The 13,869-nt window shown below is 70.6% G+C and carries 13 protein-coding genes; 1 reads left to right on the top strand and 12 read right to left on the bottom strand.

What is annotated here, in order from left to right:
- Positions 1-71 precede the first annotated feature (71 nt).
- The 9 genes from NUG20_RS06115 to NUG20_RS06075 form a co-directional block, all read right to left on the bottom strand.
- Entirely contained in the window at positions 72-1,421 is a 1,350-nt protein-coding gene (locus tag NUG20_RS06115) for an aminodeoxychorismate synthase component I (RefSeq protein WP_263397498.1), read from the bottom strand.
- 226 nt (positions 1,422-1,647) lie between these two features.
- Complete coding sequence (gene fabF, locus NUG20_RS06110) at positions 1,648-2,883, bottom strand: beta-ketoacyl-ACP synthase II (RefSeq protein ID WP_263397497.1); 1,236 nt, start codon at positions 2,881-2,883, stop codon at positions 1,648-1,650.
- A 129-nt stretch (positions 2,884-3,012) separates the two neighbouring features.
- A complete protein-coding gene (gene acpP / locus NUG20_RS06105) occupies positions 3,013-3,252 on the bottom strand; it encodes an acyl carrier protein (protein WP_046981398.1) in 240 nt (79 codons plus the stop codon).
- Between the two features lie 153 nt (positions 3,253-3,405).
- Positions 3,406-4,149 carry a 3-oxoacyl-ACP reductase FabG gene (fabG, locus tag NUG20_RS06100; protein ID WP_263397496.1) on the bottom strand — a complete coding sequence of 248 codons (744 nt, stop codon included), beginning with the start codon at positions 4,147-4,149 and terminating at the stop codon, positions 3,406-3,408.
- An 88-nt stretch (positions 4,150-4,237) separates the two neighbouring features.
- On the bottom strand, positions 4,238-5,182 hold the full coding sequence (gene fabD, locus NUG20_RS06095) for an ACP S-malonyltransferase (protein WP_263397495.1): 945 nt from the start codon (positions 5,180-5,182) through the stop codon (positions 4,238-4,240).
- 242 nt (positions 5,183-5,424) lie between these two features.
- Positions 5,425-6,084 (bottom strand): glutathione S-transferase family protein, encoded by a 660-nt coding sequence (locus NUG20_RS06090; protein ID WP_317852744.1) that lies wholly within the window; start codon positions 6,082-6,084, stop codon positions 5,425-5,427.
- A gap of 388 nt (positions 6,085-6,472) precedes the next feature.
- Entirely contained in the window at positions 6,473-7,456 is a 984-nt protein-coding gene (locus NUG20_RS06085; RefSeq protein WP_263397493.1) for a beta-ketoacyl-ACP synthase III, read from the bottom strand.
- A gap of 96 nt (positions 7,457-7,552) precedes the next feature.
- Positions 7,553-7,747: a 50S ribosomal protein L32 gene (rpmF, locus tag NUG20_RS06080; protein ID WP_003468798.1), complete on the bottom strand. Its 195-nt coding sequence runs from the start codon at positions 7,745-7,747 to the stop codon at positions 7,553-7,555.
- A gap of 102 nt (positions 7,748-7,849) precedes the next feature.
- Entirely contained in the window at positions 7,850-8,359 is a 510-nt protein-coding gene (locus NUG20_RS06075) for a YceD family protein (protein ID WP_145701821.1), read from the bottom strand.
- Positions 8,360-8,517: 158 nt separating this feature from the next.
- On the opposite strand from NUG20_RS06075, the gene NUG20_RS06070 reads away from it, so the two are divergent.
- Complete coding sequence (locus NUG20_RS06070; RefSeq protein WP_263397492.1) at positions 8,518-9,090, top strand: Maf family nucleotide pyrophosphatase; 573 nt, start codon at positions 8,518-8,520, stop codon at positions 9,088-9,090.
- 15 nt (positions 9,091-9,105) lie between these two features.
- On the opposite strand, the gene NUG20_RS06065 is transcribed toward NUG20_RS06070, so the two are convergent.
- Genes NUG20_RS06065 through NUG20_RS06055 form a run of 3 tightly spaced genes read right to left on the bottom strand, consistent with a single transcriptional unit; the run spans position 9,106 to position 13,856 of the window.
- Positions 9,106-10,968 (bottom strand): glycosyltransferase 87 family protein, encoded by a 1,863-nt coding sequence (locus tag NUG20_RS06065; protein ID WP_263397491.1) that lies wholly within the window; start codon positions 10,966-10,968, stop codon positions 9,106-9,108.
- Positions 10,965-11,957, bottom strand: a complete 993-nt coding sequence (locus NUG20_RS06060; RefSeq protein ID WP_263397490.1) for a glycosyltransferase family 2 protein — start codon at positions 11,955-11,957, stop codon at positions 10,965-10,967. The genes NUG20_RS06065 and NUG20_RS06060 overlap by 4 nt, the downstream gene beginning before the upstream one ends.
- A gap of 51 nt (positions 11,958-12,008) precedes the next feature.
- On the bottom strand, positions 12,009-13,856 hold the full coding sequence (locus tag NUG20_RS06055) for a glycosyltransferase family 39 protein (protein ID WP_263397489.1): 1,848 nt from the start codon (positions 13,854-13,856) through the stop codon (positions 12,009-12,011).
- Positions 13,857-13,869: the final 13 nt, after the last annotated feature.

Here is a 13,869-nt window from a genome sequence, read left to right as displayed (position 1 = left end):
ACCTCGAAGCGAATTCAACGGGGTGCAGGATACCGCGCGACCGGCACCGGCCGGTATCGCGCGCGCGCCGCTCACGGTTCCAGCGCGCGCAGCAGGCCGCGCGCCTTGGCCCGGGTCTCGTCGAGCTCGCGTTCGGGCTGCGAGTCGACCACGATGCCGGCACCGGTGCGGAAATGCGCCTGCGCGCCGTCCACTTCGGCGGTGCGGATCAGGATGTTCAGGTCCATGTCGCCGTCGCGGTTGAGCCAGCCGAACGCGCCGGTGTAGGCGCCGCGCGGGGTCCGTTCCAGCTCGGCGATGATCTGCATGCAGCGCACCTTGGGGCAGCCGGTGATGGTGCCGCCGGGGAAGGTGGCGCGGATCACCTCGCCGGGGCTGACGCCGTCGCGCAGCCGGCCGCGCACGTTGCTGACGATGTGGTGCACGTGCGCGTAGCTCTCCACCGTCATCAGCTCGTCGACCTCGACGCTGCCCGGCGCGCAGACCCGGCCCAGGTCGTTGCGCTCCAGGTCGATCAGCATCACGTGCTCGGCGCGTTCCTTGGGATGCCCGACCAGCTCGCGGATGCGCGCGGCCTCGTCGTCGCCGGGCGCGCGCGGGCGGGTGCCGGCGATCGGCCGGGTCTCGACCACCTCGCCGCGCACCGACACCAGCCGTTCCGGCGAGGAACTGACCACCGCGCGACCATGACCGACGAACAGGCCGGCGAACGGCGCCGGATTGGCGCGACGCAGCTGCGCGTACAGCGTGGCCGGGTCCACAGCGGCGGCGAAGCGCGCCGACCAGCGCCGCGACAGGTTGACCTGGAATACGTCGCCGGCGCGCAGGTAATCGAGGATGCGGCGCACGCCGTCGACGAAGCGCTGCGGCGGGTCTTCGTCGATCGCCAGCGGCGGGGTCCAGCTCGGCAGCGGCGCGGCAGCGGGCAAGGCCTGCAGATCGGCGAGCAGCTGGTCCAGCAGTTCCGCATGCGCGGTCTCCGCCAGCGCCACGCACTCGCCGCTGGCATGGTCGCGCAGCAGCGCGGCCGGGCAGCGCAGGGCCAAGGCGACCGGCGCCGGCGCCTGTCCCTGCGGCAACTGCAGCACCGGCTCGACCTGCGCCGCCAGTTCGTAGTCCAGCAGCAGCGCCCAGCCGCCGCGGAACGGCCAGCGCGGTTCGTCGCGCGCGCAGCGTTCGGCGTGCCATTGCGCGTCCAGCGCCGCCAGGAAATCGCCCGCGAGCGGCGCGCCGTGCAGGTCGCGGGTCACACCGTCGCGGTCCAGGCGCAGGCCCTCGTCGCTGGCGATCAGCAGCAGGTCCCAGCGGCCCTGCGCGGTCCCCGACGCGGCCGATTCCAGCAGCAGCGGATAGCGCTGCGGCGCCAGGCGGTGCAGCGCCAGCAGATCTGTGTCGGCCGGCAGGGGAACGGTACGCAGCATCAGAAATCCGGCGGGAGGATGGGAGGTGATGCGACGCCGCCATAGGGGACACAGGCGCAACCACGGACGCGCCCGTTCCCGCGGTACGGGCGCCTTCTCCGCATCAGAAAAAGGCGCGCCAAAAACCAGCTCGCGATTCAAACCAGCAAGTAGGCTCTACGAGTCCCGAGTCCCGAGTCCCGAGTCCCGAGTCCCGACCGGTGCCCGAGTCCCGACTCCCGCAACCTCAAAGCCGCCTGAACACCAATGTCCCGTTGGTCCCGCCGAAGCCGAACCCATTGGACATGGCCACATCGATCTTCTTCTCGCGCGCCACGTTCGGCACGTAGTCCAGGTCGCAGCCTTCGCCCGGCTCTTCCAGGTTGATCGTCGGCGGGATGATGCCGGCGTGGATCGCCATCACCGAGAAGATCGCCTCGGCGCCGCCGGCCGCGCCGAGCAGGTGCCCGGTCATCGACTTGGTCGAGCTGACCATGGTCTTGTAGGCGTGGTCGCCGAGCGCGCGCTTCATCGCCAGGGTCTCGGCCAGGTCGCCCAGCGGCGTGGAGGTGCCGTGCGCGTTGAGGTAATCGATCTGCTCAGGATTGAGCTTGGCGTCCTTCATCGCCGCGACCATGCTGCGCGCGGCGCCTTCGCCATCCTCGCTCGGGGCGGTCATGTGGAATGCATCGGAACTGGCGCCGAAGCCGACCAGCTCGGCGTAGATCCGCGCGCCGCGCGCCTTGGCGTGTTCGTACTCTTCCAGCACCAGCACGCCGGCGCCGTCGCCGAGCACAAAGCCGTCGCGGCCCTTGTCCCACGGCCGCGAGGCGGCGGTGGGATCGTCGTTGCGGGTGGACATCGCCTTCATCGAGCAGAAGCCGCCGACCGAGGTCGGCGAGGAGCCGCGCTCGGCGCCGCCGGCCAGCATCACGTCGGCGTCGCCGTGCTGGATCATGCGCATCGCCGTGCCGATCGAATGATTGGAGGTGGCGCAGGCCGAGACCGCCGAGAAGGTCGGGCCCTTCAGGCCCTTGAGCAGGCTCACCTGTCCCGGCAGCATGTTGATGATGGTGCTGGGCACGTAGAACGGCGAGATCTTGCGCGCGCCGCCCTCGTGGAATTTGATGGTCTGCTCCTCGATGCCGAGCAGGCCGCCGATGCCCGAGCCGAGGATCGCGCCGATGCGTTCGGCGTTGCTGTCGTCGATCACCAGGCCCGAATCGTCCAGCGCCATCAGCGAGGCGCCGACGCCGTAGTGGATGAACGAATCCATCTTCTTGGCGTCCTTGGAGGACATGTACTTGGTCGGATCGAAATCCTTGATCTCGCCGGCGATCTTGGTGGTGAACTGCGACGCATCGATCTGGGTGATCGGGCCGATGCCGGAACGCCCGTTGACGATTCCTTCCCAACTGCTGGCCAGGTCATTGCCCAACGGCGATACCAGGCCCATGCCGGTTATGACGACGCGACGGCTCATTGCGAAATCTCCTCGCCGCGATGCGCGCGGCGTTGACGCTGTAAAAACACAGGGCCGCATGCGCGGCCCCATGGGATTGTCACGCGGACCGGACCCACGCAGGCGCCGATCGCGATCGAGAACGGAGCATCAGCTCTTGACGTGCGCCTTGACGTAGTCGATGGCCTGCTGCACCGAGGTGATCTTCTCGGCTTCTTCGTCCGGAATCTCGCACTCGAACTCTTCTTCCAGCGCCATCACCAGCTCGACGGTGTCCAGCGAGTCGGCACCGAGGTCATCGACGAACGATGCGCTGTTGGTGACTTCTTCTTCCTTGACGCCGAGTTGTTCGACGACGATTTTCTTGACGCGTTCTTCGATGGTGCTCATTGGGATATCGCTCCAGATGGAGTAGTGGTGGTTCGAAACGCCATCGGGCTGCGATGGCCGCGTTGGATAGTGTAGTGGAAACCGCCCGGCCCTTGCATCGCTGCACAAATGCCGGTCGATCAGCCACTTAGGCGCGTTCCCTGCGCCGCAGGCTTACGGCATGTACATTCCGCCGTTCACATGCAGAGTCTCTCCGGTGATGTAGCCGGCCCCGGGACCGACCAGGAACGCCACCGCGTTGGCGATGTCGGCCGGCTGGCCGAGCTGGCCGAGCGCGATCTGGTCCAGCAGCGCGGTGCGTTGCGCCTCGGGCAGGGCCTTGGTCATGTCGGTGTCGATGAAGCCCGGCGCGACCACGTTGACGGTGATGCCGCGCGAGCCGATTTCCTTGGCCATCGACTTGGAGAAGGCGATGATCCCGGCCTTGGCCGCGGCGTAGTTGGCCTGGCCCGGATTGCCGGTCACCCCGACCACCGAGGCGATGTTGACGATGCGGCCCTTGCGCGCCTTCATCATGCCGCGCAGCACCGCCTTGGAGGTGCGGAACACGCTGGTCAGGTTGGTGTCGATGATCGCCTGCCAGTCCTCTTCCTTCATCCGCATCAGCAGGTTGTCGCGGGTGATGCCGGCGTTGTTGACCAGGATCGAGACCGCGCCGAATTCCTTGCCGATCGCCTCGATCAGCGCCTCGACCGCGGCCGGATCGGTGACGTCCAGCGCGCGGCCGTGGCCGCCGTTGGCGGCCATCCGCTCGCCGATCGCCTGCGCGCCGGAGGCGGAGGTCGCGGTACCGACGACGGTGGCGCCCTGCGCGGCCAGCGTGTCGGCGATGGCCGCGCCGATGCCGCGGCTGGCGCCGGTGACGAGGGCGATCTCGCCCTGCAATGGCTTGCTCATCTGCTGTTCCTTGGGGGACGGACGGCGCGCCAGGCGCCGGGGGAAAGAAGGCCGCCGCGGGCATGCCCGCACGCGTGCGGCAGCGGCATCAGGCGGCCCAGGTCTCGAGCGCGGTGGCGAAGTCGGCCGGGGTGGCCAGGGCGCGCCCGTCCAGCGACTTGTCGATGCGCTTGACCAGCCCGGTCAGCACCTTGCCGGGGCCGCATTCGGCCACGCGGGTGGCGCCGCGCGCGGCCAGCGCCTGCACGCAGCCGGTCCAGCGCACCGGCAGGTACAGCTGCTCGACCAGCGCCTGGCGGATCGCATCGACGCCGTCGTGCACCTGGGCGTCGACGTTCTGCACCACCGGCAGCTGCGGCGCGTGCCAGGCCTGGCCGCGCATCGCCTCGGCCAGACGGTTGGCCGCCTCGCGCATCAGCGGCGTATGCGAAGGCACGCTGACCGCCAGCTTCACCGTCTTGCGCACGCCGCGCTCGGCCAGCAGCGCCAGCGCGCGCTCGACCGCCGCGGCGTCGCCGCCGATCACCACCTGGCCGGGGGAGTTGTAGTTGGCCGGGACCACCACCTGGCTGCCGGCGGCCTGCGCGCAGACCTCCTCGACCAGCGCGTCCTCGGCGCCGATCACCGCGGCCATCGCGCCGACCCCGGCCGGGGCCGCGTCCTGCATCAGCTGGCCGCGCAGGCGCACCAGGTGCGCGCCGTCGTGCAGCGACAGCGCACCGGCCGCGACCAGCGCGCTGTACTCGCCCAGGCTGTGTCCGGCCAGCATCGCCGGACGCGCGCCGCCCTGGGCCAGCCACAGCCGCCACAGCGCCACGCTCGCCGCCAGCAGCGCCGGCTGGGTGTATTCGGTGCGGTTGAGCATTTCCTCGGGGCCGCCCTGGGTCAGCGCCCACAGGTCCACGCCGGCGCCGTCGGAGGCCTCGACGAAGCTGTCGCGCAGTTGCGGGTGCAGCTCGGACAGTTCGGCCAGCATGCCCAGCGATTGCGAACCCTGGCCGGGGAAAACGAAGGCTAGTGTGGAATCGGTCACGCGGATCCGCCCTGCAAAAATCGAGCGGCGATGATACGGGCGAAACCGGCCGTACGTCTGTACCCGGGCGTATGTGCGCCCACCGGTCTGTCGCCATGGCCGCGTGCGCGGCAGATCCCGGTCAAGAGGCTGAACAGGGCGAGCGGCGATGCCATGGCGGCGCTGCGGCGTGTCCGGCCAGCGTGCCGCCGTAGCGGCGTCCCCGGTCAGGATCGACGCGCAGGCCCGCTGCCGGGACCCAGTCAATCGCGGTCGGGCGCGCCGAGCGGAAAGAGCGCCCGGTACGGCCGCGCTTCGTCCACTGCGCGGGCGAACGAGGGCCGTGCCAGCAGGCGCTTGCGGTAGGCGAGGACGTTTGCGAACGCGGGGTCGATCGGATGCGTCCAGTCCGCATAGAACAGGAACGGCGCCGCGGCGCAATCGGCCAGGCTGAACCCGTCGCCCGCCGCCCAGGTGCGGCCAGCCATCGCCGTCTCCAGCCAGGCATAGGCCTTTTCGAGCGTGGCGCGGGCATCGGCGACCCCGCGCGGATCGCGCTCGCCTTCGGCCCGCAGGCGATCGAACACGACTCTCTGCTGCGGCGTGGAGATGTAGTTGTCGAAGAAGCGGTCCATGAAACGGACCTCCAGCGCCGCGCGCGGATCGGACGGCAGCAGGCGCACGGGTCCGGGATGGTGCAAGGCCAGATGCTCGACGATGATCGTGGCCTCGGCCACCGTCCGCTCGCCGTCCACCAGCAGCGGGAAGCGGCCGAAGGGCCAGCGTGCGGTCAGTTCGGCCATCGGCTGCGGATCGTCGGCCGACAGCGACCGGTACTCGAACGGCGTGCCGTTCTCGTACAGCGCGACCAGGACCTTCTGGCAGTAGGACGAGAACGGATGGGCGTAGAGCTGCAGTGGCATCGTCGTCACCTCGGACAGGACAGGAGCGCAGGCGCGTTGGCCTGCTCTGTCTACGACGACCGTCGGCAGCGGAAATCGACATCCGCAGAAGCGCTTCGTGCATCGAGAATCGCCGATGCCCTTCCCGGTGACACGCCGCGACATGTTGTCGGCGGCACCCGATTCGCGATGCAGTGACCGGTGCGGACGCTGGCGCCGCCGCGGCAGGCGCAGCTCGCCAGCCACTGACGCGGATGCGCCGCCCTGCCCACTCAGTCGTGTTCACCGCCGACGTGAATGAGGGGCGCTATCGCCGCTGCATTGCGGATCTGGAGCGAGCGGCCGCGCCGCGTGTGCCTGCAGCGCACGGCACGCGGCCCGCAGGCCAGGTGCCGCCGCAACCCGGGGCTCAGTAGCGCAGCAGCGCCGAGCCCCAGGTGAAGCCGCCGCCGAAGGCTTCCAGCAGCAGCAGCTGGCCGCGCTGCACGCGGCCGGAGCGCACCGCCACGTCCAGCGCCATCGGCACCGAGGCGGACGAGGTGTTGCCATGGATGTCCACCGTCACCACCACCTGCTCCATCGACAGCTCCAGCCGCTTGGCGGTGGCTTCGATGATGCGCAGGTTGGCCTGGTGCGGGATCAGCCAGTCCAGGTCGCCCTTGTTCAGGCCGTTGGCGTCGAGGGTCTCGTCGACCACCGCGTCCAGCGCCTTGACCGCGTACTTGAACACCTCGCTGCCCTTCATCTGGATGCCGCCGGCCGACGCATCGCCGGTCCCGTCGCCGAGTCCGGTGGAGATGCCGACCGGATTCCACAGCAGTTCCTTCTTGCTGCCGTCGGCATGCAGATGGGTGCTGAGGATGCCGGTGTCCTCGTCGGCGCGCAGGACCACCGCGCCGGCGCCGTCGCCGAACAGCACGCAGGTGGTGCGCTCGGTCCAGTCGACGATGCGGCTGAGGGTCTCGGTGCCGATCACCAGCACGGTCTTGGCGTCACCGCAGCGGATGAACTTGTCGGCCACGCTGAGCGCGTAGACGAAGCCCGAGCAGGCGGCGTTGACGTCCAGCGCGGCGCAACCGACCGCGCCCAGCCGCGCCTGGATCAGGCAGGCGGTGGACGGGAAGATCAGGTCCGGGGTGGTGGTGCCGACGACGATCATGTCCAGCGCGGCGACATCGATGCCGGCCGCTTCGATCGCCTTCAGCGCGGCTTCGTAGCCCAGGTCGCCGGCCGTCTGGCCCGGCGCGGCGATATGCCGCTCGCGGATGCCGGTACGGGTACGGATCCATTCGTCGCTGGTGTCGACCATGTGCGACAGATCGTCGTTGGTCAACACCTTTTCAGGCAAATAGCTGCCGGTGCCCGCGATCCTGGAATAGATCCGCTTGCTCATGCTGGTTCCTGTTGCCTGTTACGCAGGCCGCCCACGGTGGCGCGGCCTGTGAAGATGGGTGACTCCGTCCGCCGCGGTGCGATGGACGGGCACGGATCAATCTTCTTCGACCTGCGAGGTCTTGGTCACGATCACCTTCTTGCCGCGGTAGTAGCCGTCGGCGGTGATGTGATGGCGCAGGTGGATCTCGCCGCTGGTCGGATCGGTCGACAGCTGCTTGGCGCTGAGGGCGTCGTGCGAACGGCGCTGGCCGCGGCGGGACGGGGTGACACGGGATTTCTGCACAGCCATGGGATTGCTCCAAACTCGGTTCGTTTACATCTGTCGTCATTACGTCGCGCAGGACGCGCGCGTCCGGCAACAACCTCAGGCAGCGGGCCGGCGGGCCGACCGCTACTGTTTCTTCAGCGCCGCCAACGCCGCGAACGGGTTGGCCTTGCTCACCTCTTCCTCGGTCGCCGGCCAGTCCTGTTCGACCGCCTCGCTTCCGGGCGCCACCGGCACCAACGGGACCGCCAGCACCAACTCGTCCTCGACCAGATCGGCGGGCCGCAGCATGCCGTCGTCCGGCACCAGCAAGGCCTCGTAATCCGGCGGCAGCGCGGCCTCCTCGGCCTCGCTGCGGATCAGTCCCAGCCGCTGCACGCTCGACACCGGCAGCAGGAAGCGCTGCAGGCTGCGCTGACAGATCAGCGGCAGCGCGGTTTCGAGCGTCAGTTCGACGTAGGACACTTGCAGTACAGCGTCGCGGCCGAATTCCAGCGTGTAGCGGCATTCGCCTTCGGTATCGGCCAGGCTGCCTTGCAGACGGGTCATCGCCGAGAGCGGCAGGCGGTCTTCGAAGACCCTGCGCGCTGCGACCATCCGCCAGGCATCCAACAGTTCGGGCACGTTCGCGGACATAAGCCGCAGAATGTTAAGGACTGGCGGGGGCGCTGTCAAACCTGTCGCTGCTGGCCTGCCACGCTCGTCATTCTGACCGCCCGGCGGCCCGCTTGCCCGGCTGGGCATGCCGCCGCAGACTGCCGGCCCCGGCACCCCGCCGCCCTGCCCGACCGCCGATGCCGCGCCTGATCCTGGCCTCCACCTCCGTCTATCGCCGCGAGCTGCTGCAGCGCCTGCGCCTGCCCTTCGACAGCGTCCGCCCGCAGGTCGAGGAAACCCCGCTGCCCGGCGAAGCGCCGCTGGCGCTGGCGCAGCGCCTGGCCCTGGCCAAGGCCGCGGCGGTCGCGGCCGGCGCGCCGGAGGCCTGGGTAATCGGCTCGGATCAGGTCGCCGAACTCGACGGCCAGCCGCTGGGCAAGCCCGGCCATGCCGCCGCCGCGCACGCGCAGTTGGCGGCGATGTCCGGGCGCAGCGTGCGCTTCCACACCGCGGTGTGCCTGCTGCGCGGCGAGCGCGCACTGCGCGCCTGCGACCTGACCGAGGTGTGCTTCCGCGACCTGCAGGCCGAGGAGATCGCCCGCTACGTCGCCGCCGAGCAGCCGCTGGACTGCGCCGGCAGCTTCAAGTGCGAAGGCCTGGGCATCAGCCTGTTCAGCGCGATCCACAGCCAGGACCCGACCGCGCTGGTCGGGCTGCCGCTGATCGCGCTGGCCGGGCTGCTGCGCGAAGCCGGCTACGTGCTGCCCTGAGCCGGTCAGCGCCGGTCAGCGCCGGCCGACCCGGCACCACTGGTACGGGAAGCGCGCCTGCCCGACCCACGACGCGTACACCGCGCAGGTCCCCGGCTGCAGCGCCAGGCCGTAGCGCGCCAACTGCTGGTCGGCCAGCGCCAGCGCCTGGCGGTCGCCGGCGGCGATGTCGATGGCCCGTTCCGGCAGCATGGCCCACCGGCAGCGACCAGCGCGCTCGACCAGCGCCGCGCGTACCGGCTTGCGCGCCAGCCGCCGCATCAGCCGGCAGTCCGGCCCCTGGTCCAGGCCCAGGCGCGCGGCCAGCGCATTGAGCCGCAGCAAGCGTTCGGCATTGCGGTCCACCGTCGCCGGCAGCAGCGCATAGGCCTGGCCGCGTTCGGCCAGCAATGCCTGCACGCGCTCGGCATAGGCCGGCGACTCGGGGAAATTGGACGCCACCGACGCATACGCCGCCTGCGCCGGCAGGAACGGGATGCGCCATGACTGCGGTGCGTCGCCGACCAGCAGCACCAGGCTGCGCGCCGGCTGCGGCAGGGGCGGCGCCTGCACCCGGAACGCGGCGCGCGCCCAGCGCTCGTGGCCCCAGTCGCCGCAGCCCTGCAGCGCGACCAGCGCGCAGGCGATCAGCGTCCAGCGCGCCGCCGGCGCCGCGATGCGTGACGGCAGCACCCGCCGCAGCCCGACCCACAGCACCAGCGGCGCCAGCAACTCCGGCACCACCAGGTAGCGCTGGATGCTGAACACCGACTGCCAGGCCAGGAACGCGACCACGACGAACACCAGCAGCGCGCGCCACGCCGGCGCGACCACGTCGCTGGCGGCCGCGCCATCGACCACGGCCCGACGCGGCCGGCGCAGCGCGAACAGCAGCAGCGCGGCCAGGCCGAGCAGGTACAGCAGCGGCCACACGATCTGCCGCAGGGCGACTTCGCTGACCCGGTTCGGCTCGGCCGAGAACAGCAGCGGCCAGCTCAGCCACTGCAGCCAGCCCTTCGGCAGCCAGCGTGTATCGCTGAGCGCGACCGGCTGCGCCAGCGGCGCCAGGAAATGGCTGTTGAATTGCGGGAACAGCGGATTGCCGAAGGTCTTCCACACGCTCAGCAGCCATGGCCCGGCCAGCACCGCGAAGCTGGCCATGGCGACCACGGTCAGCACCGCGGCCCCGCCCAGGCGCTGCCGCGCGCGACCGCCAGCGACCAGCGCTGCAATCCCCAACGCCAGCGCGAACAGCGCATTGGTCAGCTTGCAGGCCAGCGCCAGGCCCAGCAGCGCACCGGCCAGCGCCCACCACGCGATCGCCACGCCCTGTCCGGCCGCCTGCTGCCGGCGCTGCGCGTGCAGTGCCGCCAGCAGTGCGCCCAGCACCGGCAGCGCACTGGTGTTGTCGGCCATGGTGCCAGCGAATTCGGACAGGAAGGCGGCGCTGCACATGCCGGCCAGGGCCAGCCACGGCGCCAGCCGCGCGCGGTCCAGGCGCGGATCCAGCACCTGCCAGACGATGCCGGCCAGCAGCAGGAACGCCAGCGCGTGCAGCGCGCCCATCGCGAACCCGGCCAGCGGTGCGGGCAGGCCGGTCAGCAACGCGTAGTGCAGCACGTCCAGCAGCGGATTGAAGTAGCTCTGCAGCTGCGCCGGCGCCAGGTCCACGCCGAGGCGGCCGTGCAGCGCGGCATAGCCGTTGTACAGATGGTAGTTGCGCAGGTCCCAGTTGGCGTCCTGGCCCAGCAGCAGCGACAGCAGGCCGCCGAGCAGCGCGACCGCGATGCCGGCGGCGATCACGTTGCCACGGCGGTGGAAGGCGAAGCGGCGATCCAGCGCGCGCAGCAGGCGCTGGCGGCGGTTCGGGCGCCGCGGCGTGGCGATGGCCGCGCTCATGCGTTGTCGGCAAGCGGCGCCGCGGCGTGCGCCGACGGCAACGGCAACGCCGGGATCGCCAGATAGGCCAGGCGCTTAGCCTCGACCCGGCCGCGCGTGACCGTGTCCAGGATCAGCCCGCAGGCCAGCAGCAGGACGCCGAGCAGCACCAGCGCCGAGCACAGGATCGCGGTCGGGAAGCGCGGCACCAGGCCGGTGTGCAGGTAGGTGAGCACCAGCGGCACCGCAAGGCCCAGCGCCAGCAGCACGCAGGCGCCGAAGCCCAGCGAGAAGAACAGCAACGGCCGTTCGGCCTTGAACAGGCGCAGGATGGTCAGCAGGATGCGGGTGCCGTCGTGCCAGGTGCGCAACTTGCTTTGCGAACCCTGCGGCCGCGCGCCGTAGGCGGTGTCCACCTCCGCCACCGGCATGCGCAACTGCAGCGCATGCACCGCCAGTTCGGTCTCGGTCTCGAAGCCGGCCGCATGCGCGGGAAACGACTTCACGTAGCGGCGCGAGAACACCCGGTAGCCGGACAGCATGTCGTCGAAGCTGCGCCCGAACAGGAAGCCCACGCAGCGGGTCAACAGCACGTTGCCGAAGCGGTGTCCGGCGCGATAGGCGGCGGCCTCGTCGCTGCGCCGCGCGCCGACCACCATGTCCAGCCCGTCGCGCAGCAGGCGCGCGATCAGCGCCGGCGCCATCGCCGCGTCGTAGGTCGCATCGCCGTCGACCAGCACGTACACGTCGGCCTCGACGTCGGCGAACAGGCGCCGCACCACATTGCCCTTGCCCTGCAGCGCGACCTGCCGCACCTGCGCCCCGGCCGCGCGGGCGCGCTCGATGGTGGCGTCGCTGGAGTTGTTGTCGAACACGTGGATGCTCGCCGCCGGCAACTGGGCGGCGAAGTCGGCGACCACCCGGCCGATCGTGGCCGCTTCGTTGTGGCAGGGAACCAGCACCGCGATCCGCGGCGGGGCCGCGTCGTGGGCGGAGGAAGAACTGGGCATGGGCGGCGTGCGGTCCTGCGCGGCGGGCATGGAAAGGCGCGCCATGCTATCTCAGCGGCGGCGCAGTTCGATCGGCTGCTCCCACCAATCCTCGACGCTGCCATCGCGGCCGTGCAGGCGCAGGCCGAGCCAATGCGTGCCCGGCGCCAGGCCGCTGGCATCGAGTTCGGCGCGGAAGCCGACCTGCGGATGGCCCGGATCGGTGGAGATCTTCCAGAACGCGGTGACGTCGTAGGCCTCGCCATACCGCGCCTGCGCGGCGACCTTGCCGTCGAGCAGCACCTCGACGCGGGCGATGCCCACGCCGTCCTTGAACGCCCAGCCGGAGACTTCGAAGTGGCGCGCCACCTTGTCGCCCACGACTGGCGCGTTGAACCAGGCCATCGCCGGCGTGGTGCACGGCCCCGGCAGGCGCTGCGCCGGCAGCGCGAACAGCAGGAAGCGCTGGCTGCCGTGATCGCTGGACACCACCTTCGGCGGCGGCAGCGGGCCGACCAGCGCGCAGACCGCGTGATAGCGCTGCAGCAGCAGCCGGTATTTCATGTCGCTGGGCGACAGCACCAGCAGCCGCGGCCCATCGCGCCGGCCGTCGCTGAGCAGCCCCCACTGGCGCAGCTGCGCGCTGCGCCCGTGCTTGTCGTTCAACGGATGCGGCAGTACCTGGATGTCGGCATCGCCCAGTTCGAAACCGAGTTCGGCGCCGACCTTGAAATTGTCGGCCAGCACCTGCGTGCCGGGCGGCATCGCCGCCAGTTCGCGGCGCACCGCCGAGGCCAGCGGTTGCCAGCCGGCGAAGTTGCGCGGGTAGTACTTGTCGCCGGCGGCATGTTCGCGCACCGACGGCACCGACACGGCGAGGTAGTAGCCGAACGCGCCGACCAGGCCGATCCCGGTCAGCAGCCAGGTCGCGCGGCGCAACCGCTTCGGCCAACCGCTGAGGATCACCGGCGCGGCGATCAGCAGCGCCAGGTAGCCCGGCAGCGGCCAATGGAAACTGATGCGCTCGGCGTCGGTGAAGAAACCGAACAGGAAGATGCCCAGCGTGGACACCCCGCCGAGTAGGCCGAAGTAGCGCCACTGCACGCGCGCCCCGCCACTGCCGCCGCCGCGCGTGGCCACCAGCGCCACCTTCCACATCGCCACCGCCAGCAGCGGCGTGACCAGCAGCCCCTGGATCAGCACGAAGGCGATGCCGACGGGCTGGAAGCTCCACGGATGCCGATCGATCAGCTGGAACTTGACCCCGGCTTCGCCGTTGTCGGCATTCCAGGCCAGCAACGGCAGCCAGGCAACGATGCCCATCGCCAGCGCCACCCACACCTGCGGATCGCGCAGCATGCGCCGGCCCTGCGGGATCATCAGCAGCGCGATCGCGCCCACCCCGATCACCCCGGCGAAGCGGTAGTGGCTCAGCGCGCCCAGGGTCAGGCCCAGCGCCAGTTCCACCGCGCTCATCGCATCGATCTGGCGCAGCAGCCGTGCGCTGGCGTCCATGCACAGGATCGTCGCCAGCGCCATCGGCACGTCCGGCAGGGCGAGGATGCCGAGCGTGCCCGACAGCGGCATCAGCAAGGTCAGGCTGCCGGCGCGCCAACCGGCCACCGCGCCGAACCAGCGCGTGGCGATCCGCGCGATCAGCCACGGCATCAACGCCGACAACAGCAGGAACGGCGCGCGCAGCGCCAGCAGGTGGTCGCCACCGAGCGCGACGCCCAGCCGCGCCAGCCAGGCGGTCAGCCCGGGCAGGTCCGAATAGGCGGCGGCCAGGTGCTGGCCTTCCTGCCAATAGAACGCCTCGTCGACGAACAACGGCAGGCGCGCGGCCGCCAGCAGCTTGGCCGCGGTGACCAGCGTCCACAGCACCATGAAGGTGCTGCGTGCACGTTGTTCGCCTTGCATTGCCTTTAGACTC

The organism is Xanthomonas sp. CFBP 8443 (assembly GCF_025666195.1).
In the GTDB taxonomy this organism is placed as follows: Bacteria; Pseudomonadota; Gammaproteobacteria; order Xanthomonadales; family Xanthomonadaceae; genus Xanthomonas_A.
Note: the sequence above shows the minus strand (reverse complement) of the source record. Positions and strands in the feature narration are given on the sequence as shown.